The following is a 25,751-nucleotide window of genomic DNA, read 5'->3' as shown; positions in this document are numbered from 1 at the left end:
TTTAGACGTTAGTAAACAATGTAGGCGGCAATCAAGGCAATAGCGATCAGCCCCAAAATAATGTAAAGCACTTTGTTTTGTAACAAATATCTCTTGGGTGCGTAAGCAAATTTGAACTTAACCTCATCAAGACCTTCGATTCGTTCAACATTGATCATTCCAACTTTCTCTAGCACGCGAATGGATGCCGCATTGCCCACATTCACATAGGCAATTACTTGCTCAGCGCTCATTTTTTGTTTTGCAAAATTAATTAGTCCGCGCGCAATTTCGGTCGCTATTCCTTTCCCCCAATGCTCCTCCATGATCCGGTAACCAATCTCAACCTCATTGCCATCGCTGTCCAGTTTCGCCGTTCCTATCAGTTCGCCCGTAGCGCGGCTTTCAATTAAATATCTGCCCAGAAACGTATCATCTCCATATTCTGCCAGGAAAGTGCGTAACATTTTATCCGACTCCTCACGATCCAAAGCATGGCCCGTCACAAACTTCATCACATTGGCATTGTTACTCAACCTGTAATACTTATCTCCATCGGCCTCGGTCATTTTTGTAAGGATAAAATCCTCCGTGGCTATCGTCTTAATGCTCATAAATGTGCGTCCCGCTGAATTCTCAATTGGAGATAAATATAGTTTTTTTCTAAAATAAGTGTGAAGAATAAGGCAGTTCTATGGGCATAAAAAAAGCCCGGACTCCACAGCCCGGGCTTTCAACTTTATATATTATCTCAATTACTTCTTCTTAGCTCCTGCCAAGCTTGGCTCTTTTGAGATCACGATTAAATCGGCAAGCATTCGGCTGGTTTCGGTTAAGTAAATGTCTTTCTTTTTCTTAACCTCTTTTGGAGCTTCAACGGCTTTGCCATCTTCTTCCTCATCATCGCCGTCTGCATTGTCTTCACCAAGCTGTTTCATAGCAGCTCTTTTCTTTTCAGCTTCGTCTCGCTCAACTTTACGTTTTGACTCTTGCAATGAAACCACTTTATTTTCGCGCGCTTCTTTAAACTCGTCTAGTGTTTTAACCAATGTTTTCAATTCTTCATCTGATTTCAGACGCTGGTTGTATTTGCCTTTCAGCTGATCTACCACTTTCGCATTGATGTTGTTGGTTGGCTCGTAACGGGAGGATGCAATTTGATCCCAAGGCAATGCGCTTGGCTGAGAACCTTCACCATATTCATTTACCTTGAATGCAGTTGGCAGTTCCAAATCAGGCATTACACCTTTCAATTGCGTGCTGCTTCCGTTGATTCTATAAAACTTGGCAACAGTCAGTTTTACCTGACCAAGCTGATCTGTTTCCTTGGGCACCCACTGGTTCAGGTCGATCAATGTTTGAACAGTTCCTTTACCATATGTCTGCTCGCCAACGATGATTCCGCGTTTGTAATCCTGAATTGCTGCCGCGAAAATTTCCGATGCAGAAGCGCTAAAACGGTTGACCATCACAGCCATCGGACCGTCGTAAGCAATGGTCGGATCATTGTCTGACTGCACTTCCACTTCGCCCTGGCCTTCTTTCACCTGTACAACGGGTCCTCTGTTGATAAACAAACCTGTCAAAGAAACGGCCTCCGTTAAAGATCCGCCACCATTATTTCTCAGGTCAATTACAATTCCATCAACATTAGAAGCCTGCAATTCTGTGATCAGTTTCTGAACGTCGCGTGTTGTGCTTGAAAACTCTTTTTCTTTATGTTGCGCACCTTCAAAATCACGATAGAACAAGGGAATGTCGATCACACCAATTTTGTATTCCTTATTGGCATTGTTAACTGAAACAATCTCGCTCTTAGCACGTTGCTCTTCCAATTTGATCTTTTCACGCACCATTCGATATTCTTTTGGAGGCGTGCCTGGAAGCGCATCAGCAGAAATAATTTGCAAACGCACAACCGTTGATTTTGGCCCTTTGATCAGCTTTACTGCATCATCCACAAACCAGCCGACGATGTCTACCATTTTGCCTTCGTCACCTTGTGCAACTGCAATAATTTTATCTTCTTTTTTTAGCTGCTTTCCTTTAAATGCAGGTCCGCCCGGAATAACTTCTACAATTTTGATATAATTGTCTTCTTCACGAAGCAATGCACCGATTCCTTCCAACGACTGACTCATTTCTTGTTTGAAACGATCCGCCGAAGTTGGTGCCATGTAACTCGTATGCGGGTCCATTGACTCAGCATATGCGTTCATAAACATCTGGAAAACCTGTTCTGTACGAATACGGCCCAATGCACGATCTCTATTTTTGTAACGCTCGCGCAGCATGGTAACAACCGCCGTGTCAGCTTTTCCCGATAATTTCAGGTCAAGTGCTTCGCTTTTCAGATATTTTCTCCAAGTGTCGTTCAATTCGTCTGTGCTTTTCGCCCAGGTTGCTTTTTCACGATCTGTGTTCATGGATTCATCAGATGTGAATTCAAACGGTTTTGGCGCTTTCAGCAAGGTTTGAATGTAGTCGCTCCTTTCCTTATAGCGTTTTCTAAACACATTGTACATCTCAAAAGGAACATCAAGTTCTCTCTTTTGAAGATAGTCGTCAAAGGATTTTTTATATTGATCAAAATCGGCAAGATCGCTGGCCAGGTAATAAAGTTTACCGTGATCAATCCCGTCAATGTACTTATCAAAAATCGCTTCAGACAACGAATCGCTTAGCCTGGTCTTCCGGTAATGATAACTGGAAAGAATCCGGGTCGTTAGCTCCTCGGCCTTAAACTGTGCAGGAATGGGCTTTATATCGTCCTCCATTGACACCTCTGCAGCTGGTATATTTGCTGCCTTCTCCTGAACAGGCCCTTGCTGCCAGCCCAGCAACACTACTGGAATAAGCGTGATTAAGTACTTTTTCATTGTTGAATGTTTGCTATTTCACTATTTCTAATAATTCAACCTCAAAAACCAAAGCTGAATAAGCCGGAATTTGAGGGCCTGCTGCGCGTTCACCATATGCAAGCTGGTAAGGAATGAATAACTTCCATTTCGAACCAACGGGCATTAGCTGTAACGCCTCTGTCCACCCTTTGATCACACCATTAACCGGAAACTCAACCGGCTCGCCTCTATCGACCGAACTGTCAAAAACTGTTCCATTGGTTAACGTGCCATGATAGTGTGTTTTAACTTTGTCGGTTGCAGCAGGTTTTGGCCCGTCGCCCGTCTTAATGATCTGATATTGAAGGCCGCTTTCTGTTGTAACGATGCCTTCTTTTTTCTTATTTTCTTCTAAGAATTTCTCTCCTTCGATTTTAAACACGGCTCCTTTTTCTTCTGTTATTTTTTGAAAATATTCCCCAATAAACTTGTTAGCGTCTTCTGGCGAAAATGCCGTCTTGCCACCTTTCAATGAAGCATTGATTGTTTTCGTCAAAACTTCCGTATTAATATCCGTAATTCCTTGTGAACTTAATGAATTTGAGAAGCTTACACCAATTGCTGCTGACAAAGAATCCATCTGATTTTTGAGTACGGCGGAGGTTGCTGCTGCTTTTACTGGTGTGCCCGGCGCTTTCTTTACTGCTGTTGCCGGTTTTGTTGTTTTCTTGATAGTCTGTGCTGTGCTTTCTGCTGTTACCAAAAATGCTAATACGAAGGCTGCTAAAATGGTTTTTTCTAATTTGTACATTACGCTCTAAGGATGGTCAATTAATGTAAGAATGGAATTGTAAGTGTTGTTAACGAACTCAATTACAACAAAAACACAAATAGTACCTAAAAAAGTTTTAAAAATGTCAATTATGAATGATAAACGGCAAAATCTATTTCGAGGGCTGGGCAGCATCAAAAACCTTGGAAAAATCTAATTTTTAGGCACAGGTTTTAACCGAAACATTCTTTTTATACCGAAATAAAGCCCTACCTTTGCGGCAGTTTTCAAAAACTTACTACTATACTTTCAATAAGTCAATTATACTATGGTATCTGTTAGACCGGATGAAGTTTCGGCCATCCTGCGCGAACAACTTGCAGGAGCTAAATCAGAAGCAGAACTCGAAGAAGTAGGAACAGTCCTTCAGGTTGGCGACGGTGTTGCCCGCATTTATGGCCTATCCCAGGTGCAGGCAGGTGAGCTGCTTGTTTTCGAGAATGGCCTTAAAGCCCTCGCCCTTAACCTCGAGGAAGACAACGTCGGAGCCGTGTTGCTGGGTGATTTTAGCGACATCAAGGAAGGAGCCACCGTGAAGCGGACCAAAGAAATCGCTTCTGTACGCGTTGGAGACGGAATTATAGGCCGCGTTGTGAATACACTCGCTGAACCCATCGACGGAAATGGTCCTTTGACAGGCGAACTTTACGAAATGCCACTTGAGCGCAAAGCTCCCGGCGTTATTTTCCGTCAGCCTGTAACGGAGCCTCTTCAGACCGGTATCAAGGCAATCGACGCAATGATCCCCATCGGCCGTGGCCAGCGGGAATTGATCATCGGTGACCGCCAGACTGGTAAGACGGCTGTCGCAATTGATACAATCATCAATCAAAAAGAATATTTTGACAAGGGCGAACCTGTTTTCTGTATTTACGTAGCCTGCGGACAAAAAGCCTCAACCATTAAAGGAATTGAAGCAACACTTCGCCGTTACGGAGCCATGGATTACACGGTAATCGTTGCTGCCGGTGCATCAGATCCTTCACCAATGCAATTTTACGCACCATTTACAGGTGCAGCGATTGGTGAGTTCTTCAGAGATACAGGCCGTCCAGCATTGGTTATCTATGATGACCTTTCCAAGCAAGCGGTTTCTTATCGTGAAGTTTCTTTGCTGCTGCGTCGCCCTCCGGGACGTGAAGCTTATCCTGGTGACGTATTTTATCTGCATAGCCGCCTTTTGGAGCGTGCTGCCAAGATCATCGCTGATGATACGATCGCAAGAAACATGAACGACCTTCCTCCTTCATTGAAAGGAATCGTTAAAGGCGGTGGTTCATTAACTGCTCTTCCAATTATCGAAACACAAGCGGGTGACGTTTCAGCATATATTCCGACAAACGTAATTTCGATTACCGACGGTCAGATATTCCTTGAGTCGAACTTGTTTAACTCTGGTATTCGTCCTGCCATCAACGTGGGTATTTCGGTGTCACGTGTGGGTGGTAATGCACAGATCAAGTCGATGAAGAAGGTTTCTGGAACATTGAAACTGGATCAGGCGCAGTTCCGTGAATTGGAAGCGTTTGCTAAATTCGGTTCTGATCTTGATGCGGCTACTAAACTTGCCATTGACAGAGGTCGCCGTAATCAGGAAGTTCTGAAACAACCTCAATACTCACCAGTTCCGGTTGAACAGCAGGTTGCAACAGTTTATGCTTCTACAAAAGGTCTGCTTGACTTGGTTGACGTGAACCGCGTGAAGGAATTTGAAAAAGATTTCCTTACTGTTTTGACTGCTCAGCATAAAGACACTTTACAGGCTCTCCGTGCAGGTAAATTGGACAACAGCGTAACCGATGTAGTTGACAAAGTTGCGCGTGAAGTTGCTGTAAAATATCGTTAATCAATTATGGCGAGCTTAAAAGAAGTCCGTAACCGGATCGTATCCGTAAATTCCACGCAGCAGATCACCAAAGCCATGAAAATGGTTGCAGCTGCAAAGTTGCGCAGGGCTCAGGATAACATCATGCAAATGAGACCTTACGCTCAGAAGCTCGGTGATATGCTTACAACAGTGTCTTCGGGCGCAGAAACTGCAGTGGATAGTCCTTTGAAAACGGCTCGTCCGGTTGAAAAGGTGCTTATCATAGTTGTTACTTCTGACCGCGGATTGTGTGGTGCTTTCAACACGAATATCGTGAAAGCAACATTGCTTTTAATTGAATCAAAATATGCGGCGCAGGCTGCGAAAGGAAACGTTGAAATTTTCGCCATTGGTAAAAAAGGCGCTGAATCGCTTGCAAAAAGAGGTTTTGTAGTGAACAAAACTTACATGGACCTTTTTGGCAGATTGAATTTCGTTGCTGTTAAACAGGCTGCGGAAGAAATCATGAAGGCGTTTTCAGATGGCCAGTATGATGCGGTTGATTTGGTTTACAACGAATTTAAAAACGTTGCAACGCAAATTATTCATACGGATCGTTACTTGCCGATTGCGACGGAAGATAAAGCAACAAGAACAAAGACGACGGAGGTTAATTACATTTTCGAACCGACTGAGGAAGAGATTCTTGCTGAATTGATCCCCAAATCATTGAAAATACAACTTTACCGTGCTGTTTTAGAATCGAATGCTTCGGAACAAGGTGCTCGTATGACGGCGATGGATAAGGCGACTGAGAATGCTCAGGAGCTCTTGAAAGAACTGAAACTGGTTTACAACCGTACGCGTCAGGCTGCGATTACAACTGAAATCCTTGAAATCGTTGGCGGAGCAGAAGCTTTGAAGAACTAAGAGAACAAAGTAAAAGTTATATCGAAACGGGTGGCTGGTAATTCTTCCACTCGTTTTTTTTGTGCCATTATTATCCCAATTTACAATAACGCTTCCGTTTCGAAGTTCAAACTAAAACGAACAACCATATCATGCTAAGATCCATCCTTTCAAAATCGCTGATAATCATTTGCTTTGTCTCCTCTATAAACATTGCTTCTGCGCAAAACCTGGACGAGATTATTGATAAGCACGTCAAGGCAATGGGCGGGGCAGACAAGCTTTCTAAACTGCAAAGTTTGAAAATCACAGCAGAAATGGACGTTATGAACATGAAAGTGCCGATTAGCACGACAATTGTCCAAAACAAAGGATTTCGCAGTGAAACAACCGTGCAGGGAATGACCGTTGTGCAGGCGATCAACGGCAATACAGGCTGGACCATTAACCCCATGACCGGCCAGACAACCGCAACCGCATTGCCTGAAGAGGCCGTGAAAGCGATGGCGACCGAAACCGATCTGACTGGCTTATACAATTACAAACAAAAAGGTTACACATTAACCCTGGACGGCGAAGAGGATTTGGCTGGCGCAAAAGTTTATAAAGTCACAATGGCTTTGCCAAACGGCACCAAGCGGACCAATTACATTTCCAAAGACACTTTTTATATTCTGAAAATGGTCGTGCGAACGACTATGAACGGCCAGGAAGTGAGTTCTGAAAATACACAATCTGATTTTCGTCAGGTCGATGGCATCACTTATCCTTACACATCCGAAGTTACCACATCCGCAATGCCGGGAACGGCAATGGTCTTAAAGATCAGCACATTGGAAGTCAATCCGAAAATTGACGAGGCAATCTTCGCAATGCCGAAATAACATCGCTTTTAATGCAGACTTTTGAAATCCTGATGAAATTAAATTCTCAGGATTTTTTTACGGCAACGAAACTATTTTCTAAATTTACATGTATATACATTAAATGTTGAAACATTAAATACAGAAAGATATGGCAACTGCAACAACCTGGGTTATTGACCCAACACATTCCGAAGTTCAATTCAAAGTGAAACACCTTGTGATTTCCACTGTAACGGGAGCATTCAAAACATTCGAAGGATCAGTAGTAACTGAAACAGAGGATTTTGAAGGAGCAACTATTGACTTTTCAGCTGACGTTGATAGCATTGACACCAACCAGGCGCAGCGCGACGAGCATTTGAAGTCAGGCGATTTCTTTGACTCAGCAAAACACCCAAAGTTGACGATCAAAGGAACGTTGGTTAAAAAAGGAGACGACAGTTACTCTTTGAAAGGTGACCTGACAGTCAAAAACGTTACAAAACCAATCGACTTTGCGGTGGAATATGGCGGTAACATGACTGACTTTTACGGCAACAATAAATCAGGATTTGAAATTTCTGGAAAAATCAACCGTAAAGAATTCGGCTTGGAGTGGAGTGCAGTAACCGAAGCGGGCGGTGTCGTTGTAGGAGACGAAGTGAAGCTTATCGCGAATATTCAGGTCGTGAAGCAATAACATATATATAGTAAACCTATTCTCAGAACGGGCGTGGATATTTTATATCCGCGCTTTTTTTGTGCCCAGCCAGTTTCTGAATAAATAAATCCTTATCAGGGAGAAAATTCATTGTGTCGTCATTAAGTTATTACTTTTGGCTAAAAAAGAATTTTACCTTGATAATTGAAACACGCGCTTATGCCCGGGCCGGGTTATTAGGCAACCCTTCCGACGGTTTTTACGGCAAGACGATCTCCATTTCTGTAAGAAATTTTGGCGCTTCTATTTCACTTTACGAATCCCCGGAGCTGCACATTGAGTCTGAACCGCAGGATGAGAGCACCTTCCGCAGCATTTTCCACTTGCGCGACACTGTCAGCATGCTCGGCTATAATGGCGGCATCCCACTGATCAAAGCAGGCATTAAGAAATTCGGTGATTTCTGCGAGGACAACGGAATCAGGCTCCCCAACCGCAATTTTACAGTGCGTTACCGATCTTCGATTCCCAGACAAGTCGGAATGTCGGGTTCCAGCGCGATCGTCGTTGCGTTGTTCAGGGCGCTGATGCAGTTTTACAAAGTAGAAATCCCACTTCAAATTCTTCCGCAGCTTGTAATGGTTACCGAAACTGAGGAGCTTGGCATTACAGCCGGTTTGCAGGATCGTGTGATTCAATGTTACGAAGGCTGCGTTTACATGGATTTTGACAAAACGTTAATTGACAATCAGGGATTTGGCAATTATGAGCGCATTAATCCCGCGCTTTTGCCAAAATTGTATGTTGCCTATAACACGAACCTCAGCAAAGTTTCCGGGAAAGTCCATAGCGATGTAAGAACGCGTTTTGACCGCGGCGAACAGGACGTCATTGAAGTGCTGGGCCAGATTGCTCAAAAAGCAGCGGATGGCAAAAGCGCATTACTAGAAGGCCGGGCGCATGATCTGCACCAGTTGATGAACGAGAATTTTGACCTGCGCTGCAAGATTTACAATGTGCCCGAATCCAATAAAAGGCTTATCAATGCGGCCAGAACATGCGGCGCTTCGGCCAAATTCGCAGGTTCCGGCGGCACGATCATCGGAATTTACCACGATGATGACATGCTCAATCAATTGTTTGTTCAACTCAAAAAACACAATGCCCGCGTGATTAAGCCATTTGTCGTTTAGCGGCGCAATGTTTGAAAGCTGAATAGGACGTTCATTACATTCAAAATTATTAAACACAAAATATAATCCGGAAGCCCAGTGCTGACGGCCAAAACCCAACTTATGATTCGTAAAGCTGTAATTCCTGCCGCCGGACTTGGAACGCGCTTCCTGCCCGCAACCAAATCAATGCCGAAAGAAATGCTTCCAATTATCGACATTCCTACAATCCAATATGTGGTTCAGGAGGCTGTGGATTCGGGAATTGAGGACATTCTGATCATTTCCGGGAAAGGGAAACGCGCGATTGAAGACCATTTTGACCGCAATGTGGAACTGGAAAGCCGGCTGGAAGAGAAAGAAGATTTAATGTGGTTCAATGAAATGCGTCGTCTGGCTGATATGGCTAATGTGCATTTTGTAAGGCAAAAGGAAGCGAACGGATTAGGCGACGCCATCTATTATGCGCGTCATCATGTTGGCAATGAGCCATTTGCAGTGCTTTTGGGAGACACCATTATGGACTCGGTGATCCCGGTTACACAGCAGTTGATGGACACATATGAACAATATGGCGGATCGGTTATCGCCGTTGAAGAAGTGCCTGCCAATAAAGTCAATCGTTATGGAATTGTAGGCGGAACGTCGCTAAGTGACACGATTATGGAATTGAGCACATTGGTTGAAAAGCCAGCGCTTGATCTCGCTCCTTCCAATCTCGCCATTGCCGGACGTTACATTTTAACACCAGAAATTTTTAACACCATTGAGCAAACGCCGAAAGGAAAAAACAACGAAATCCAGCTCACGGACTCCATGTTGCTTCTTTTGAAACGCGAAAACATTTACGCTCACCGCATCGAAGGCAAGCGCCACGACATCGGTGATAAGTTGGATTACTTGAAAACAACGGTTGAGTTTGCATTAAAACGAAAAGAATTCGCCGAGCCGTTCAGAAAGTTTTTAATTGATATTCTGAACAAATAGAACGTCAGCTATGTCAGCCCGATGCGCTGCGGCTGACATAGCTGAAAGCTAAGTTATTTCACGTCATAATCAATCCGGATCGTTCTCTTTCCTTTGGCGTCCATTGCGCCGATGGAAATATCCCTGATATTTTTACTTTTCGTCCGGATCTCCTTCTCCGCCCGCTCCGCATTCTTCTCCTTTCTGCCGTTCAAAAAATAGAGAACGCTGTCTTGCGGATAACCAAAAACGTCAAATCCGTGCTCTGTCACAATGGAACGTTTGATGAGATGAAACTCACTGGTTGCCGGAACGGAATGCGGCGCGCCTGATCGCACATTTTGCGGCGCGACGAAATCATAAGTCTCCGATTTATTTCCCCTGATTTGCTCATATGTTGGAAATGAATCTTTCTTCTTGGCCTGCGCCAATGCGTCACCATAGCTAGCCAGCAAACATGTGATGGTTATCAAAAAGAACGTGTTCATTTTTTATGGGAATGACTTAAATAAACGAAAAAACGAATCAATCGTCAAAAACGAGGATTTTAACTTGACTAATGGTGCTGCGTTGCTTTTTGAGGATTGTGAATTCAAAGTCCTCCGTTTTTAGCTTTTCACCCACAGCCGGGATTCGGCCAAATCTGTAAATCAAATAGCCCGCCAATGTCTCATAATCGCTTTCTTTTGAAATATCATGCGGTAATCTGTCATTGATATCCGAAATGGAGGCAGAGCCCAGGACTGTGTAAGTGTTATCACTTTCGTTTTTGACGATGGGAAGCTCATTGTCGTATTCATCCTGAATTTCACCAACCAATTCCTCCAAAATATCCTCCATCGTAACAATCCCATCCACGCCGCCATATTCATCAATAATAACGGCCATTTGTTGTCTGCTAACCTGGAAGTCACGAAGCAATGCGCCAATTGGCTTGGAAGCATGCACCGTAGAAATGGGCCTGATGAGTTCTTTTAGGACAATTTCCTTGCCCTGACGCATTTTCAAAAGCAAATCCTTCAAATGCAAAACGCCGACAATTTGGTCCAATGTATCTTCATAAGCCGGAATTCGCGAGTAACCTTCTTCAATGATTTTTTCAAGTTTCGCCTCATCAAAATCATTAATATCAACGCCGACAACTTGCGGGCGCGGGATCATGATTTGTTTGGCAATCCGTTCTGAAAAGTTGAATGCATTTTTGATCAGATCATAATCCGCCGCCTCTATCATCCCGCTTTCCTTCTGCTGCTGAACCAGATAACGCAACTCATCACTGCTATGCACCTCGCTCCCATGCGAAGGCGTGATGCCGACGCCTTTGAGGATAAAACTCGCAATGCCATTCAGAATCCAGACAATGGGACGAAAAACAAGGAAAAAGGCGTGCAGCGGATAAGACAGAAATAACGTTGTCGCTTCCGGACGCTGTATGGCAATTGATTTCGGGGCCAATTCTCCGAAAACAATGTGCAGGACGGTAATGATGGCAAATGCAGCCGGCAAAGCAATCTGATGCGCCAGCTCTGGATCAAGGGAAATGCCAACAAGCTCCATGCCGCCGATCAAAACTTTTGACACGACGGGCTCCCCTATCCAGCCCAATCCAAGACTGGCGAGCGTGATTCCAAACTGCGTTGCGGCAAGATATCCATCCAGATCAGCGACAATTTTTTTGGAAAGAATGGCCATTTTGTTGCCTTCCTGCACCTTTTGTTCCAATTGTGAAGCCCGAATTTTAACAATGGCAAATTCCGCTGCGACAAAAAAACCGTTCAACAAGACAAGCACTAATGTGATGATAATCTGGATAGCCATTCCTAGTGAGGATGTGTTTTGGGATAAAAAAGATGATTAGATGCATTTTATGAAAAAAGCATTCCACGCGATAAGACAGACGCATTGTCATGCGTTTTCCCACCGGGCCTGTAATTTTTGTAACTTACAGCTTATACGCAGACGGAAATGTTTTTAATACAATTTCAGGCTGACATTTGACAGTATAAAACGGCATTTGCCCGCTCTTTAAATTCTCTTATTCCGATCAAAAACTAAGATTAAAAACTAAATCCTGATTAAGGACCTGCTTCAATGATTCCCAAAAAACTTTTACGAAAACCACTATTTATTCTTGGGGCCACCGCGATTGTGGTTGTGTCCTGTATGAAAATGTCGCCTAAGACCGCGAAAACGGGTTCAACTTCCAAAACCAACAGCACTGCTGTCGTCATTAAGGAGGATGCTACAACTGGCAAAGCACACGCCAAAGAAATCCGTGAGAAAACAGTTGTTAAGCTGGCTGACGGGCTTAAACTGGATCTTTGGGCGTCCGATTCACTTGCTCCGGACCCGGTTGCCATCGCCGTTGACGACATGGGAAGAATTTATCTGAACCGGACGAATCGCCAGAAAAACTCAGAGTTTGACATCAGAGGTTACCGCCACTGGATGACCGCTTCCATTGGCTTGCAAACCGTTGAAGACCGTCGCGCGTTTTTGCGGAGCACATTCGCTCCCAGCAAAAGCAAGGAAAACAGCTTTTTGAAAGACCTTAATAAAGACGGAAGTCACGATTGGAAAGACTTAGCTGTTGAAAAAGACGAAGTCTGGCGCATTGAAGACACCGACAATGACGGCGTAGCTGACGTTTCCATGCGCATTCTGGACGACTTTTTTGAAGAAGTTTCGGACGTCGCAGGCGGATTACTTATTCGTGCACATGACGCGTTCGTAGCCATTGCGCCGGATTTGTGGAGATTGAGAGACACGAATGGCGACGGAGTTTTGGACCAAAAAACATCAATCAGTCACGGTTATGGGGTTCACATTGGTTTCGGCGGTCACGGCATGTCTAATCCGATTGAAGGTCCGGATGGAAAAATTTATTGGAACATTGGTGACATTGGGGCAAACATTACAACGGCCGAAGGCGTAAAACACGAGCATCCCAATTCCGGCATCATTGCGCGTTCAAATCCGGACGGCAGTGAGTTTGAGGTTTTTGCACATGGATTAAGAAACACGCACGAGTTTGTTTTTGACGAATACGGAAACCTGATCAGCTCGGATAATGATGGTGACCATCCGGGCGAAAGCGAAAGGTTGGTTCACGTTGTAGAAGGCTCCGATGCGGGCTGGCGCTCCAACTGGCAGTATGGAAAATATACGGACCCGAAAAACAATTCCTACAAAGTCTGGATGGATGAAAAGCTTTACAAACCGCGCTGGGAAGGTCAGGCTGCATACATTATTCCGCCAATTCAGAATTTTCATAACGGCCCGACCGGAATGCAATACAACCCGGGAACGGCTTTGGGATCTGCTTGGAAAAATAAATTTTTCCTTGTGGAATTCGTAGGAAACCCTGCCCGCTCGCCGATCTGGTCATTTGGATTGAAACCAAAAGGCGCTTCATTCGTATTGGACGGAGAAAAAAATATCCTGAACGGAATCCTGCCAACCGGCATTCGTTTCGGTCCGGATGGCGCATTGTATGTGGCTGACTGGATTAATGGTTGGGATACAAAAAATTATGGAAGAGTCTGGAAACTGGATGTTACTGACGAAAAGAATGACCTCAAAGAGCTGAGAGCGATCACAAAACGCCTCATGCAGCTTGATTACGAAAAGCAAACCGATGACATGCTGTATTCGTTGCTGGACAATCAGGATATGCGCATTCGTCAGAAAGCGCAGTTTGAATTGGCGGCACGCGGCGCAACGGGTGCAACGGTGCTAAGCAAAGCCATTGCACAAACGGGCAATCAATTGCAAAGAATTCACGGGATTTGGGGAATGGGTCAATTGGCACGTCAGGACAAGTCATATGCGAATGTGTTGATGACTTTGTTGAAAGATTCAGACGAAGAAATTGCTGTGCAAGCAGCAAAAGTGCTCGGTGATGCGAAAATCGCAGAAGCTGGTCCAATGCTGATTCCAATGCTTTCTTCTAAAAATCCACGCATGCAGTTCTTCGGAGCGCAAGCTTTGGGGCGCATTGCTGACAAGCAAGCTGTCACGCCGCTTTTGGCAATGATTAAAACTAATAATGACGAAGATGTTTATCTGAGACACGCAGCAGTGCTTGCATTGTCGCGCATTGGCGAAGTTGAGCCTATCGTTGCATTGTCATCCAGTCCAGAAAAGTCGCTTCGCATTGCAGCCGTGCTTGTTTTGAGAAGAATGCGTAATGAGAAGATCAGTTTGTTTTTGCAGGATAAAGATGAATATATCGTTACCGAAGCAGCGAGAGGCATTAACGACGATTTGTCGATAACTGCCGCGCTTCCAGCCTTAGCCGATCTTTTGAAGGACAAAAAATTCAAGTCGGAGCCATTGTTAAGACGTTCAATCAATGCTGCTTTGCGGGTCGGAACCAATGATCAATTGGATAATTTGGTCGCCTTCGCACAACGGAAAGATGTTGAGAAAAGCGTTCGGACAGAAGCATTGGCGGCATTAGGCACATGGGCCAGCCCATCTGTCATGGACCGTGTCGACGGACGTTACCGTGGCGTGATCCAACGTGATCCTGCGCTTGTGAAGTCAAAAGTGCAGCCTGTGATCAGTGGCTTATTGAATGACGACGATTCGGAAACGCTCATCGCAGCAGCGCAAATGCTAACTAATCTGGGTCTATCGGAAAACAATGCAGCAATGGCAAAGATTCTGGCCAGCCATAAAGATCCGAAAGTAAGAACCGCAATGCTCGTTGCATTGAATGAGTTGAAATACGCCGATATGGAAACGGCCATGAAGCTTGGGATGACTGATTCTGACGCCGACGTTCGCACGGCAGCGCTGGGCATGGCAGGAAGCGTTGATATGTCAAAAGAAGCATTGGCGGATATTTCCAAAAGCATTTTCGACAAAGGAAGCGTGCGTGAGCAACAGCAAATGCTGCGTGTGCTGGGCACGATTCCGGTTGCTAAGACAGAAGGCATTTTTGAAGATTTGATTGGTAAAATGTCTGACAAGAAACTGCCTGCAAGTCTTGCATTGGATCTTTCAGAAGCCATTGATTCTACGAAATCCAGCACATTGATTGCCAAGCTCGCTCCATTGCGCACAAAAGGAACAACCGTTGCTGATTATCAGGACGCACTTTTCGGTGGAAATGCGCAATTGGGCCGCAGATATTTTATGACCAATTCGGCTGCTGAATGCGTGCGCTGCCATTCGATTGGCGGACAGGGCGGCGAAGTTGGTCCTAACCTTTCCAACATTGGCAATGTGCTGTCAAGGGAGCAAATATTGCAGGCACTTGTTGAGCCAAGCGCTCGGCTTTCGCCAGGTTTTGGAATGGTCATGCTTACATTGAAAGACGGAACTTCCACAGCAGGCATTCTCGCTCAGGAAAGCGATCACGAACTGGTCCTTAAAACTTCCGAAGCAGAGCCACTCAAAATCGCAACGGCCCGCATTGCCAAACGCGAAAACGTCCCATCCAGCATGCCCCCAATGGGAACCATCATGTCAAAACGAGAAATCCGAGACGTGGTTGAGTTTTTGTCGGGATTAAAAAGCGGCAAATAGTCATAAACAAGGAAGTCCGGATCAATGAGATCCGGACTTTCTTGTTTATGGGCAATTGGCATAAGCGTCCAGGCTCCTGGAATATTGATTATATTTGGCAAAAGCTATTACTATGACAACTTATCTTACTGACCGGATAGCGATTAATCCCGATATTTGCAATGGGCGGCCGGTGATCCGTGGGATGAGAATTACTGTGCAAACTGTTCTTGAATTTTTGTTTGCAGGAACAAGTCGTGAGGAGTTATTACAACAGTATCCAAATCTTGAAAACGAAGACATTGATGCCTGCTATCAATTTGCCATCTCTTTGATGAATAGGAATTATTTCATCAAAGAGGTAAAGCATGTCGCCTGAGTATTTGATTGACGTGAATCTTCCCTATTATTTCTCCCTTTGGAAAAACAGAAATACATCCACCAACTGGACATAGAGCGAGAAGCAGTTGATTCTGATATCTGGAATGCTGCAAAGGCACAAAATATGACCATCATTTCAAAAGATGCTGACTTTTCTAACCGCATCTTGATATCATCTCCTCCTCCACGCGTTATCCATTTCAGAACTGGCAACATGTCGATGAAAAACTTTTATATTTTGGTTTCGCAGATATGGGAAGAAGTGATATTGCTTAGTGCCGAATATAAACTTGTTGTCATATTCAATGATAAGATCGAGGCTTTCAATTGATAGTTCAGGTCCCGAAACGAAACTTCATCATCAATAAATTAATGGAATTAGATAAGAAAGAGGCGGCGGCTGTTGAGAAAGCGATACAGTTTTGGAAGGATAGTGGCAAGGTTTCGGGTGAGTTGGCTGAGGAGTTGCAGGGCAGTTACCAGTTGCGCAATGCGAATGTGGATGCCATTGCCATTTATGCTTTAATCTCGGCTATATCCTGCGGATTACTTGCTTTTGGTGCATTGGTGCTGGACGAAAAGTGGCTGGAATTGCTTCGCAAGAAATGGGGCTTTTCGGAAACCATATTCGGGATCGGATTTACATTGTTGGCTGCATTGTTTGTTTTTCTTGCCAAAAGAAGACAAGTAAAATATCCCGCTTCAAAGGCGAGCAACGAAACTTACAACATTACGATTATCCTCACAATTGGCGTTGCGATAACATATTGGACGCGCAGCTTTACGAATTTCGAGGGCAATTATGCGATTCCACTGCTGATTGCAACCATAGTTTACGGAGCCGCTGCGATCTTCTTGCGCTCAACGTTGCTGTGGACGGTGATGATCATTTCCCTTGCTGGCTGGTGGGGCGCTCAGACGCACTTTTGGTCTGGCGGGAATTACCGGTTCTTAGGTATGAATTATCCTTTGCGCATGACGGTTTTCGGACTTGCTATCTGGCTGTTTTCCATTGCCTTGCAGCGCATGAAATTGCTGCCATTCTTCCAGGAAACGACTTATTCCATTGGCCTTTTCCTATTCTTGCTCGCGGCCTGGACACTTTCTATTTTCGGCAATTATGATGATCTGAGCGGCTGGACAGCCATTAAGCAGAGTTATTTCTGGTATTGGGCTCTGTGCTTTACCATTGTTTTGACCTTGCTGCTTATTTATGCATTTAAAAATAAACTTGATACGCTGCGCGACTTGGGCCTCGTCTTTTTCCTGCTCAACATTTACACGCGCTATTTTGAATATTTTTGGGACAGGACGAATAAAGGAATCTTCTTTGCAGTCCTCGCGCTCTCTTTTTGGTTTGTTGGAAAAAAGGCGGAGCAATTGCGAAACAAGAATAATAATTTGTCAAAAGTCAATTCATGAGTAAAATGAGACCGATTAGAGCGGATGAAAAAACGCTGATTCATTTTCTGTTGCAACAATTGCATTTGAATCCTGATGATTATCCCATCAGCGAGTTGGTTGATGAATATGAAGGCGGAAAAATGGGCAGTATCAGCCTGGGCGGTGATGTGAATGGTTATGATGGAGATTTGATCCAAGCCGAATATGTGGACAGCGATGGCACGCCGGTCGTCATCACATTGACCAAAGACAATCAGAATCACCTTCTTGACCTGGATTTTTGGAAAGTAGATTTCTCAAAATTGATCGATTATCCGCGCCCTGATCAATTGATTTTTGGCAAAACAGCAGAAGCGTAACCCATTTACGCTTCTTCATAATCCAAATCTTTCCCATAAGTTTCTTCCATTTTCCAAAGCGACAAGAGTGCGAGGGAGAAGCAAATGGCCCCAACGATTGCCCCAGAGGTCAAGACGCCCCAGCCTGGTTTCAAGAATTGGAATAATGGGAGTGTGATCAGCACGGTTGCCCGCACATTATTGGCCACAGAAGTTGTAACTGTCGCGCGGAGGTTTGTCCCGAATTGCTCTGCGGTTGTCGTCAGGAACATGGCAATGTATCCAATGGAAAACCCAAGCCAGACATAGCAGCCATAAAGCACCGCAGGCGACTGAATTCCGCCATAAAGCAGCAGGATCACGCCAGCCAACGTCATTGACATCATCAGCAAAATCGCTTTCCGTCGTGAACGCAGCCATTGGCTTAAAATTCCGCTAAAAAAGTCACCCGTGACAATGCCTATGTATGTGTAAAGCACGCAGGTTGCAGCCTGAACGTCAGCAGTTATGCCCAACGCCTTCGCAAACTCATTCCCGAAAGTCGAGTAAATGCCAATGACCATGTAAGTCGGCAGGCCAATTCCCATGCAACGAATGTAGCGGACAAACCGCAACCAGTTTGTGAAGATCGTCCACCAGGGAACCGCCTTTGTGCCTCTTTTTTCAATGCTTTTATTAAAAATGATCGATTCCAACACGTTGATCCTCAATGCCAACAACACAAGCCCCATGCCGCCGCCGATGAAATATGCCGTGCGCCAATCTGTAAGCTTCACGGCAAAAAACGCAGCAATGGCGCCCGCAAGCCCAACGCTGGCGACAACGGAAGCGCCATAACCGCGTAATTCTTTTGGCAAAATTTCGGCAATCAATGTTATTCCGGCCCCGAGTTCACCGGCCAATCCTAATCCTGCAACGAATCTTAGAAAGGAATACATTTCGACATTGTTTGCAAAGCCGCAAGCAATGTTTGCCAAAGAATAAGTGAGAATGGAGCCGAAAAGAACCGATTTCCTGCCTAGCTTATCTCCTAATATGCCCCACATAAATCCGCCGATCAGCAAGCCAGCCTGCTGCCAATTGTAAATGTTTGCGCCTATGCGAGAGATCTCCTCTTCGGAGAGCCCCAAATCTTTCAAACTTGGCACGCGGACAATGTTAAATAACAGCAAATCATACACATCTACAAAGTAACCGAGCGATGCGACAATGACAGGAAGCGTGAAAACGGCACTTAATTTGGGTTGAGCAGGAGTGAGCGAATGCATGGGTTGGCGAATGCGGTGTTAATCTTCAAACGACTTTTTTCTCAATGATTTAATGTTGGCATTCCGCTGCTTGGTTTGCAGCCGTTCCATTTTGGAAGCGAGCGTCGGGCGCGTTGCCCTTCGGTTTTTTTGGACAAAGAATGCCTTCTTAATAAGGTCATTGAACTTAGTGATAATCTTCTCTTTATTGGCCAGTTGCGAGCGTTCGGTCTGGTGATACAGAATCAATATTTGCTCATTCGTGAGCTTATTGGCCAGTTTCTCAATCAGCGTTTGTTTTTGCTCTTCTGTTAGTGAGGGAGAGTTTTTAATGTCAAATCGCAACTCGACTTTCGTCTCGACTTTATTCACATTCTGCCCTCCTTTTCCACCGCTGCGCGCCGTTTGAAAGACCAGTTCGTTATGGAGGATTTCCGGGTTGATCATAGTATGCTTAAAAAAATTGTTAACGTGTTGTTAATGTTGACGATGGCGGATAGGGCGAAAGTAGTTTACAATTGTCTTAGCATAGGTAAAAGACTCCTAATTTCTTTTGTAAAAACCATATAACCATTTAATTATGAACAAATTATAACTCAAAACTTGCATCCGCATTGATCCATGCATCCTTTGACCTTTCAAACGCATCATGTTTATACCGATAACAACGCAAGGAAGCGTTTAAACCAAAAACAAAATTCTGTGTCCAACTAATGATTTTAAACAAAGAAAACAACTAATCCATATAGCCATGAAAATCATGCGAAAACTTCGGATACTGGGCCTGATCTTGCTAATGCTTGGCGGTGTTTCGACCCTTAACAAGACGCAGGCACAGCCCGGAGTTAACATTTCGTTTCAAACATTTTACGATGAACTTTCCCCTTACGGAAGGTGGGTCCGGACGCCGCAATATGGTTCCGTTTGGATTCCCGACGCGCCGCAAGGTTTCCAGCCCTACTCCACTGCCGGATATTGGGAAGTTACCGAATATGGTAACACCTGGGTTTCGGATTACGACTGGGGCTGGGCTCCATTTCACTATGGCCGCTGGTCCTTCGATGATTACAATGGCTGGTTTTGGATCCCTGATTACGAATGGGGTCCTGCATGGGTGAACTGGCGGTCGGGCGGCGGATATTATGGCTGGGCTCCGCTTGGTCCTGGCGTGAATGTGAATGTGTCTATCAACATTCCTTCATTCTGGTGGGTTTTTGTTCCGCAGCGTTACATTACTAGTCCGCGTTGGTCTTCGTATTGCGCGCCAAGAAACCGGGTTTCACATTATTACGGTAGAACAACCATCATTAATAACTATTATTATAACAACAACCGGACCTATGTTTATGGCCCGAGACGTGATGAGATTGAGCGTGTTACGAGAAGAAGTGTTCCGGTTCGTGAAATTGATGTAAACCGTCGCGGCAGGGTTGTCGTAGCAGGCAATAGTCGTGGTAACGACAGATATGAAAACAGCCGTGACAATAACCGCAACGAAAGAGTTAACGAATCCAACCGCCGGGGCGCAACAATCGACGCCGGATCGAGCCGCAGCGGAAGAGACAATTCAAGTTACGAAGGCAACCGTCGCGAAACTAGCAGCCGCAGCGAGAGAAGCGACAATGCGGATTTTAGAAACAACGATGCGCGTTATGAAAATAACCGTCGCGAAACCAGCAGCCGCAGTGAGCGAAGCGACAATGCTGAATTCAGAAACAATGATTCGCGGAACGGTCGCGTAAATGAAGCGCCTCGGAATGTTCCTGAGCCAAGAAATGACAGCAGATCGAGCCGTGAAGAAATGCCTCGTCAGCCTGAGCGCAGTGCGGAACGAAGTGTACCGGCATATGGCAACGAACGCAGCACCAGGTCCGAGCGCACCAATGAGTCCATGAACCAAAGCCGCAGCAGAGGTTCTTATGAAGCGCCGACACAACAGCGCGAAAGCCGGTCGGACAGAGGATCATATGGCGGAGGCGCTGCTGAATCAAGACGCAGCGAACCCAATGCAAGATCGTCTCAGGGAAGTTCCGACAGGGGCTCATCCAGAGGCGGGAGCTCCGAAAGAAGCAGCAGAGGGCCGAGATAAACGGGAAAATGCATGATAAAACAGCCGACGCGGAAAGTAGTTTTCCCCGTCGGCTGTTTTTATTTATACTGGCCTCGATTAACAACAGCATTGATGGAAATACAATTTGACATTGAGTTTAAGGAGAGTGCGCCCAAATACATGCAAATTATCAAGTCGCTTTTGCAGGCAATCAGCAAAGGCAAGCTGAAACGTGGCGATAAAATTCCTTCTATCAATCAGTTAAGTGAAGAATATCTGCTTTCCCGAGACACTGTTGAAAAGGCTTACAAACACTTGATCAAAGACGGCGTCCTGATTTCGGTGCGGGGCAAGGGTTATTTTATCAATCGCGTCGACATTGAGACTTCCGTTCGCATTCTATTGGTTTTCAATAAGATAAGCAATTATAAAAAACAGATTTACAATGCGTTTGTTGAAAACGTCGGCCGTAATGTCAATGTAGATTTACACATTCATCATTCCAATGCCAATATTTTCAAGAACCTGATCAAGAACAGTTTGGGCGAATACGATTATTACGTGATCATGCCGCATTTTTATGAAAAAGCGGAGGAAGCCATTGAGGCACTTAAAATGATCCCGCCGGAAAAGCTGATTTTATTGGATAAAGACATTGAGCTTAATAGCAAAAAACATTCTTCTGTTTTTCAAAACTTCGAGAAAGACATTGTTTCCGCATTGAATGAGGCGGTTGATTTGCTGAAAGTTTATAAAAAGTTGATCCTGATCTTCCCGACCATCATTCGTTATCCCAAAGAAATCATTAAAGGATTTCGGATTTTCTGCATTCAGCATGAGTTTGAGCATGAAATTATGTATGATTTTCATGAAAACAGCATTGCAGAGCAGGACACGGCTTACGTGGTGATTGAGGAAAATGACCTGGTAAATCTGATCAAAAAGTGCCGCGAACAGCAACTGACCATTGGAAAAGACATTGGGATCATTTCTTACAACGAAACGCCATTGAAAGAAATTTTGCTTGACGGGATCACGACCATTTCAACGGATCATGAGCAAATGGGCAAGACGGCTGCGGAGTTGATTACAGAGAATAGAAGGGCGATTGTCAAAAATCCCTTTACATTGATAAGGAGAAAGTCGCTGTGATTTCTAATTTTCTTTAATTGCCCCGGGCTTAAGCCCGGGGCAATTAAAGAAAATTAGAAATATTATAATCCAGTTGCAACAGTAACTCTTCCTCGTTCATTCATTAGTTCATTCCTGACTTTCAAGTTTCTGAATAAACCGATTGGATCAAGTGAACCGCCGCTCAATCGCATGGATTCGCGAACCAATGGCCTTACATCCGTGCGGAAGGCATTTTGTAAAATTTGCTGCGCCAAAACAACATCATTTTGATTGCGTGCTTCTTCCAGTTTTTTGCGATCAACTAGCAAAGCCTGCGCATAGGAAATTAGAATCGCTTCCACGGATTGCAGCAGATCTTCCAACGGATCTTTTACATTATGACTCGCATCGATCATCCAGGCGTAAGCATCGCTTCCATTTCCTGCACGCTTCATTCCTTCGACGAGTTCTACGAAAATCAGGAAAAGCATGTAGGGACGAATGCTGCCGACAGTCAAATCGTCATCGCCATATTTCGAATCATTGAAATGGAAGCCAGCCAAACGACCCTCCATCATCAATGTGGCCACAATTTGCTCAATGTTTGCGTTAGGCAAATGATGTCCTAAATCGACGAGCACATCCGCTTTTGGACCTAATTTTTGGCAAAACAATAATGAGCTTCCCCAATCCTGGATCACGGTTGAATAAAAATTCGGCTCATATGCCTTGTATTCCACATACACTTTCCAATCTTCCGGCAGCGCTGCATAAATTTCCTGCAATGATTCCAATGTGTTTTGAAATGCCCGCACGAAACTGGATTGCCCTGGAAAACAAGATCCATCTGAGAGCCAGATTGATAGCGCCTTCGAGCCGAGATCTTTGCCATATTTAATCACCTCAATGTTGTGTGCAACAGCCTGCTTGCGAACCGCTGCATCCACGTGAGATAATGAGCCGAATTTATAGGAAAGCTCCTGATCTTTCTGGTCCTGAAATGTGTTGGAATTGACCGCATCAAATGTCAGATCAAAGGAAGAAGCCAGGCTGATTATGGACTCAGCTTGCTGCGGAATGTCCCAGGGAATGTGCAGTGATATCGAGCCGCTTGACCGGTTGAGCGCATGCAGCAGACCCACATCTTCGACCTTTTCTTCCAAAGAACGCGGCTCGCCTCCGCCCGAAAATCTGCCGAAACGTGTTCCCCCTGTGCCCAAAGCCCAGCTCGGAATCGCCACCTGGAAAGCTGTCAATGCATTGATGACTTCACTGGCATTAATTCCTTGCTCGCCCAGTTGTTCTGTTAAGAAGCCAAACTGCTTGCTATGCCGCAACGATATGCTATCATTATGCTGGTCAATCTGATATTGGTCAATTCTCATTTTTGTAGAAATTTAAAAAGACTTCCCAAGTTTTGAAAACTTGGGAAGTCTAAAATCGTTTAATAACCCGATTAAAAAGCCGGGAGAATATTTCGTTATCTAGCTTATCTTAGGAAAGCCGCAGGAACGCCACCATCGACATTGATCACATTTCCAGTGCTTTTGCTCAACAAACCGCTGACGAAAATATAAACTCCGTTTGCAATGTCCTCTGTATGAATTTCTGCATTGAGAACCGTTCTCTTGGCATAATATGCGGGAAGTTCGGCGACGCTGATGCCATAGGCTTTGGCGCGGCCCGCTGCCCAGCCGCTTTCCCAGATTTTGCTTCCGGCAATCACCGCGTCGGGGTTAACAACATTCACGCGGATTTTATCTGGCCCAAGTTCAGCCGCCAAAAGGCGCGACATGTGTTGCTGAGCTGCTTTTGCAGTGCCGTAAGCCACATTATTAGGACCAGAAACGATTCCGTTTTTACTTGCAATGTTGATAATGTCACCGCCCAATCCTTGTTGGCGCATGATCGCAACCGCTTCTTGCGAAACAAGGAATTGACCTTTTACCAAAACATCCTGCAAAATATCCCAGTCCTTGATGGTTGTTTCTGCCAATGGCTTCGAAATCGACAATCCTGCGCAGTTTACCACGATATCAACGCCGCCATATTTTAATTTCGTCGCATGCAATGCCGCTTTGATCTGATCCACATCCAGCACGTTCGCGATGGTCGTAGCAGAAAAATCTTTACCGAATTTTGTATCAAATTCCGCTTTGGTTTCAGCAAGCGCATTTTCATCAATATCTGAAATTACGACGCAAGCGCCTTCTTGCAGTAATTTTAATGCAATGGCTTTACCGATCCCACCGGAGCCGCCGGTTACGATGGCAATCTTACGGGAAACCGATTTTTCTTTCGGCATACGCTGCAATTTAGCCTCTTCAAGCAGCCAATATTCAATATCAAATGCCTCTTGCTCAGGCAATGAAACGTAAGACGAAATCGCTTCCGCTCCCTTCATCACATTAATTGCGTTGGTATAAAACTCTGCTGCAACGCGTGCGGTCTGCTTGTCCTTTGCAAAAGAGAACATTCCAACTCCTGGCAACAATATAATTACGGGATTTGGGTCACGAACGGCCGGGCTGTTATCGTGTTTGCAACGGTCATAATATGCTTGATAGTCAGCGCGGTAAGCTTCAAACTGCGGACGAATGTGATCCAAAATTTCCTGATCTGTTGCGCCAAGCTTTTCAAAGGGGAAATCCAGAACCAATGGACGGATTTTCGTGCGCAGGAAGTGGTCGGGGCAGCTTGTGCCCAATGGGGCCAATTTATCCAGATCATTGCTTGCGATAAATTCCAGAACACGCGCATCATCCGTAAAGTGACCGATCATTGCCTGCTGGTCAGAAGCCAGTCCGCGCAGGTAAGGAGCAAGTTTTCCGGCTATTTCCGAACGGCGTGCTTCGGGCTCGCTTTCCAGGCGTTGTCCACCAAAAACGGGACGCTTTTTGCCATAATTTTCAGCAAGATATTCTGACGCCGTTTCGATCGTATCGAGCGTGTTAATGTAAGATTCATAAGCCGTGTCGCCCCAGGTAAACAAACCATGTCCGCCTAAAACGATTCCACGGATTCCAGGATTTTCAGCCAATGCCTGTTCCAGTTTTAATCCAAGATCAAATCCCGGACGTTGCCAAGGCACCCACGCCAGTTCACCGCTAAACAGTTCTTTTGTAATTGCCTCACCTTCTTTGGACGCCGCAATGGCGATCAATGCATCCGGATGCAAGTGGTCGATGTGTTTAAATGGCAACAGACCGTGTAAAGGCGTATCGATAGAAGGCGCTTTGGATTTCAGATCGTAAATGCAATGGTTGAAAAGCTCTACCATTTCATCTTCAAATTCCAGTCCGCGGTAGATGTTTTTCAAATTATGCAAGCGATCCTGATAAAGTCCAGCCAGGCCGCTTCTTGTCAAAGTGCCAATATCGCCGCCGGAGCCCTTGATCCACATCACCTCAACAGGATTACCAGTCAGGGGATCTTTTTCGATGGTTTTGCAACTTGTGTTACCACCTGCATAATTGGTAAGACGGAGGTCCGCACCCAGCAAATTGGAGCGATATAAAAGTAGCGCCACCTGATCATCTCCCAGTGAAGCTGCTTTACCTTCATCCCACAAATAGCTAACATACCTGTACTGGCTTACATTAGAACTGCTCATATTTTCTTAGTTAATGAATTATCATTTTGAGGTAAAAGGTCTCATTTCCACAAAGGAATCTGATTTATAATTACTACTGT

General features: G+C 44.9%; 22 protein-coding genes. 13 read left to right on the top strand and 9 right to left on the bottom strand.

Features of this window, described 5'->3' with window-relative positions:
* Positions 1 to 8: 8 nt before the first annotated feature.
* From LZG73_RS08990 to LZG73_RS08980, 3 genes are all read right to left on the bottom strand, one after another.
* Positions 9 to 593 (bottom strand): GNAT family N-acetyltransferase, encoded by a 585-nt coding sequence (locus LZG73_RS08990; RefSeq protein ID WP_233847848.1) that lies wholly within the window; start codon positions 591 to 593, stop codon positions 9 to 11.
* A 141-nt stretch (positions 594 to 734) separates the two neighbouring features.
* Positions 735 to 2,858 carry a carboxy terminal-processing peptidase gene (locus LZG73_RS08985; RefSeq protein WP_233847846.1) on the bottom strand — a complete coding sequence of 708 codons (2,124 nt, stop codon included), beginning with the start codon at positions 2,856 to 2,858 and terminating at the stop codon, positions 735 to 737.
* Positions 2,859 to 2,871: 13 nt separating this feature from the next.
* Entirely contained in the window at positions 2,872 to 3,630 is a 759-nt protein-coding gene (locus LZG73_RS08980; RefSeq protein ID WP_233847845.1) for an FKBP-type peptidyl-prolyl cis-trans isomerase, read from the bottom strand.
* A 289-nt stretch (positions 3,631 to 3,919) separates the two neighbouring features.
* Between LZG73_RS08980 and atpA the strand changes: the two genes are divergently transcribed.
* The 6 genes from atpA (at position 3,920) to galU (ending at position 10,032) form a co-directional block, all read left to right on the top strand.
* Positions 3,920 to 5,497 (top strand): F0F1 ATP synthase subunit alpha, encoded by a 1,578-nt coding sequence (gene atpA, locus LZG73_RS08975; RefSeq protein WP_233847840.1) that lies wholly within the window; start codon positions 3,920 to 3,922, stop codon positions 5,495 to 5,497.
* 6 nt (positions 5,498 to 5,503) lie between these two features.
* A complete protein-coding gene (atpG, locus tag LZG73_RS08970; protein WP_233847837.1) occupies positions 5,504 to 6,388 on the top strand; it encodes an ATP synthase F1 subunit gamma in 885 nt (294 codons plus the stop codon).
* Positions 6,389 to 6,519: 131 nt separating this feature from the next.
* Entirely contained in the window at positions 6,520 to 7,251 is a 732-nt protein-coding gene (locus LZG73_RS08965; protein WP_233847836.1) for an outer membrane lipoprotein-sorting protein, read from the top strand.
* Between the two features lie 130 nt (positions 7,252 to 7,381).
* Positions 7,382 to 7,912, top strand: coding sequence for a YceI family protein (locus LZG73_RS08960; protein WP_233847829.1), 531 nt, complete (start codon positions 7,382 to 7,384; stop codon positions 7,910 to 7,912).
* Between the two features lie 158 nt (positions 7,913 to 8,070).
* Positions 8,071 to 9,066 carry a mevalonate kinase gene (locus LZG73_RS08955; protein WP_233847827.1) on the top strand — a complete coding sequence of 332 codons (996 nt, stop codon included), beginning with the start codon at positions 8,071 to 8,073 and terminating at the stop codon, positions 9,064 to 9,066.
* A gap of 102 nt (positions 9,067 to 9,168) precedes the next feature.
* Positions 9,169 to 10,032, top strand: coding sequence for a UTP--glucose-1-phosphate uridylyltransferase GalU (gene galU, locus LZG73_RS08950; protein WP_233847825.1), 864 nt, complete (start codon positions 9,169 to 9,171; stop codon positions 10,030 to 10,032).
* A 53-nt stretch (positions 10,033 to 10,085) separates the two neighbouring features.
* Here the strand turns inward: galU and LZG73_RS08945 are convergent, their stop codons facing one another.
* Positions 10,086 to 10,499, bottom strand: a complete 414-nt coding sequence (locus LZG73_RS08945) for a hypothetical protein (RefSeq protein WP_233847822.1) — start codon at positions 10,497 to 10,499, stop codon at positions 10,086 to 10,088.
* A gap of 37 nt (positions 10,500 to 10,536) precedes the next feature.
* Positions 10,537 to 11,829, bottom strand: a complete 1,293-nt coding sequence (locus tag LZG73_RS08940; protein WP_233847820.1) for a hemolysin family protein — start codon at positions 11,827 to 11,829, stop codon at positions 10,537 to 10,539.
* Positions 11,830 to 12,102: 273 nt separating this feature from the next.
* Here LZG73_RS08940 and LZG73_RS08935 point away from each other — a divergent pair, with 273 nt between their 5' ends.
* The 5 genes from LZG73_RS08935 (at position 12,103) to LZG73_RS08915 (ending at position 17,669) form a co-directional block, all read left to right on the top strand.
* Positions 12,103 to 15,546: a HEAT repeat domain-containing protein gene (locus LZG73_RS08935; protein WP_233847819.1), complete on the top strand. Its 3,444-nt coding sequence runs from the start codon at positions 12,103 to 12,105 to the stop codon at positions 15,544 to 15,546.
* A gap of 112 nt (positions 15,547 to 15,658) precedes the next feature.
* Entirely contained in the window at positions 15,659 to 15,904 is a 246-nt protein-coding gene (locus tag LZG73_RS08930) for a DUF433 domain-containing protein (protein ID WP_233847818.1), read from the top strand.
* A gap of 39 nt (positions 15,905 to 15,943) precedes the next feature.
* Positions 15,944 to 16,237, top strand: coding sequence for a DUF5615 family PIN-like protein (locus LZG73_RS08925; protein ID WP_233847817.1), 294 nt, complete (start codon positions 15,944 to 15,946; stop codon positions 16,235 to 16,237).
* Between the two features lie 41 nt (positions 16,238 to 16,278).
* Positions 16,279 to 17,328, top strand: coding sequence for a hypothetical protein (locus LZG73_RS08920; protein WP_233847815.1), 1,050 nt, complete (start codon positions 16,279 to 16,281; stop codon positions 17,326 to 17,328).
* 5 nt (positions 17,329 to 17,333) lie between these two features.
* Positions 17,334 to 17,669 carry a DUF6984 family protein gene (locus tag LZG73_RS08915; protein WP_233847814.1) on the top strand — a complete coding sequence of 112 codons (336 nt, stop codon included), beginning with the start codon at positions 17,334 to 17,336 and terminating at the stop codon, positions 17,667 to 17,669.
* A 5-nt stretch (positions 17,670 to 17,674) separates the two neighbouring features.
* On the opposite strand, the gene LZG73_RS08910 is transcribed toward LZG73_RS08915, so the two are convergent.
* Together LZG73_RS08910 and arfB are read right to left on the bottom strand one after the other, a co-directional pair.
* Positions 17,675 to 18,916: an MFS transporter gene (locus tag LZG73_RS08910; protein WP_233847813.1), complete on the bottom strand. Its 1,242-nt coding sequence runs from the start codon at positions 18,914 to 18,916 to the stop codon at positions 17,675 to 17,677.
* 18 nt (positions 18,917 to 18,934) lie between these two features.
* Positions 18,935 to 19,342 (bottom strand): alternative ribosome rescue aminoacyl-tRNA hydrolase ArfB, encoded by a 408-nt coding sequence (gene arfB, locus LZG73_RS08905; protein WP_233847812.1) that lies wholly within the window; start codon positions 19,340 to 19,342, stop codon positions 18,935 to 18,937.
* 304 nt (positions 19,343 to 19,646) lie between these two features.
* On the opposite strand from arfB, the gene LZG73_RS08900 reads away from it, so the two are divergent.
* The gene (locus LZG73_RS08900) at positions 19,647 to 20,984 is read left to right on the top strand and encodes a DUF6600 domain-containing protein (protein ID WP_233847811.1); all 1,338 of its coding nucleotides are present in this window, start codon (positions 19,647 to 19,649) and stop codon (positions 20,982 to 20,984) included.
* Positions 20,985 to 21,077: 93 nt separating this feature from the next.
* Positions 21,078 to 22,097 carry a GntR family transcriptional regulator gene (locus LZG73_RS08895; protein WP_233847810.1) on the top strand — a complete coding sequence of 340 codons (1,020 nt, stop codon included), beginning with the start codon at positions 21,078 to 21,080 and terminating at the stop codon, positions 22,095 to 22,097.
* A 62-nt stretch (positions 22,098 to 22,159) separates the two neighbouring features.
* Here LZG73_RS08895 and LZG73_RS08890 read toward each other — a convergent pair whose 3' ends face one another.
* Together LZG73_RS08890 and LZG73_RS08885 are read right to left on the bottom strand one after the other, a co-directional pair.
* Positions 22,160 to 23,443, bottom strand: a complete 1,284-nt coding sequence (locus LZG73_RS08890; protein ID WP_233847807.1) for a TIM barrel protein — start codon at positions 23,441 to 23,443, stop codon at positions 22,160 to 22,162.
* Between the two features lie 104 nt (positions 23,444 to 23,547).
* Positions 23,548 to 25,671, bottom strand: coding sequence for a bifunctional aldolase/short-chain dehydrogenase (locus LZG73_RS08885; RefSeq protein ID WP_233847804.1), 2,124 nt, complete (start codon positions 25,669 to 25,671; stop codon positions 23,548 to 23,550).
* Positions 25,672 to 25,751 lie beyond the last annotated feature (80 nt).

The sequence above is a fragment of the Dyadobacter sp. CY326 genome (assembly GCF_021390515.1).
In the GTDB taxonomy this organism is placed as follows: domain Bacteria; phylum Bacteroidota; class Bacteroidia; order Cytophagales; family Spirosomataceae; genus Dyadobacter.
Note: the sequence above shows the minus strand (reverse complement) of the source record. Positions and strands in the feature narration are given on the sequence as shown.

Excerpts from the sequence above, each read along its gene's own strand:
- atpA (WP_233847840.1), top strand. The coding sequence starts at position 3,920 with ATGGTATCTGTTAGACCGGATGAAGTTTCGGCCATCCTGCGCGAACAA.
- LZG73_RS08915 (WP_233847814.1), top strand. The coding sequence starts at position 17,334 with ATGAGACCGATTAGAGCGGATGAAAAAACGCTGATTCATTTTCTGTTG.
- arfB (WP_233847812.1), bottom strand. The coding sequence starts at position 19,342 with ATGATCAACCCGGAAATCCTCCATAACGAACTGGTCTTTCAAACGGCG.
- LZG73_RS08940 (WP_233847820.1), bottom strand. The coding sequence starts at position 11,829 with ATGGCTATCCAGATTATCATCACATTAGTGCTTGTCTTGTTGAACGGT.
- LZG73_RS08890 (WP_233847807.1), bottom strand. The coding sequence starts at position 23,443 with ATGAGAATTGACCAATATCAGATTGACCAGCATAATGATAGCATATCG.
- LZG73_RS08895 (WP_233847810.1), top strand. The coding sequence starts at position 21,078 with ATGGAAATACAATTTGACATTGAGTTTAAGGAGAGTGCGCCCAAATAC.
- LZG73_RS08965 (WP_233847836.1), top strand. The coding sequence starts at position 6,520 with ATGCTAAGATCCATCCTTTCAAAATCGCTGATAATCATTTGCTTTGTC.
- LZG73_RS08935 (WP_233847819.1), top strand. The coding sequence starts at position 12,103 with ATGATTCCCAAAAAACTTTTACGAAAACCACTATTTATTCTTGGGGCC.
- LZG73_RS08900 (WP_233847811.1), top strand. The coding sequence starts at position 19,647 with ATGAAAATCATGCGAAAACTTCGGATACTGGGCCTGATCTTGCTAATG.
- LZG73_RS08960 (WP_233847829.1), top strand. The coding sequence starts at position 7,382 with ATGGCAACTGCAACAACCTGGGTTATTGACCCAACACATTCCGAAGTT.
- LZG73_RS08920 (WP_233847815.1), top strand. The coding sequence starts at position 16,279 with ATGGAATTAGATAAGAAAGAGGCGGCGGCTGTTGAGAAAGCGATACAG.
- galU (WP_233847825.1), top strand. The coding sequence starts at position 9,169 with ATGATTCGTAAAGCTGTAATTCCTGCCGCCGGACTTGGAACGCGCTTC.
- LZG73_RS08945 (WP_233847822.1), bottom strand. The coding sequence starts at position 10,499 with ATGAACACGTTCTTTTTGATAACCATCACATGTTTGCTGGCTAGCTAT.
- atpG (WP_233847837.1), top strand. The coding sequence starts at position 5,504 with ATGGCGAGCTTAAAAGAAGTCCGTAACCGGATCGTATCCGTAAATTCC.
- LZG73_RS08885 (WP_233847804.1), bottom strand. The coding sequence starts at position 25,671 with ATGAGCAGTTCTAATGTAAGCCAGTACAGGTATGTTAGCTATTTGTGG.
- LZG73_RS08930 (WP_233847818.1), top strand. The coding sequence starts at position 15,659 with ATGACAACTTATCTTACTGACCGGATAGCGATTAATCCCGATATTTGC.
- LZG73_RS08990 (WP_233847848.1), bottom strand. The coding sequence starts at position 593 with ATGAGCATTAAGACGATAGCCACGGAGGATTTTATCCTTACAAAAATG.
- LZG73_RS08985 (WP_233847846.1), bottom strand. The coding sequence starts at position 2,858 with ATGAAAAAGTACTTAATCACGCTTATTCCAGTAGTGTTGCTGGGCTGG.
- LZG73_RS08910 (WP_233847813.1), bottom strand. The coding sequence starts at position 18,916 with ATGCATTCGCTCACTCCTGCTCAACCCAAATTAAGTGCCGTTTTCACG.
- LZG73_RS08980 (WP_233847845.1), bottom strand. The coding sequence starts at position 3,630 with ATGTACAAATTAGAAAAAACCATTTTAGCAGCCTTCGTATTAGCATTT.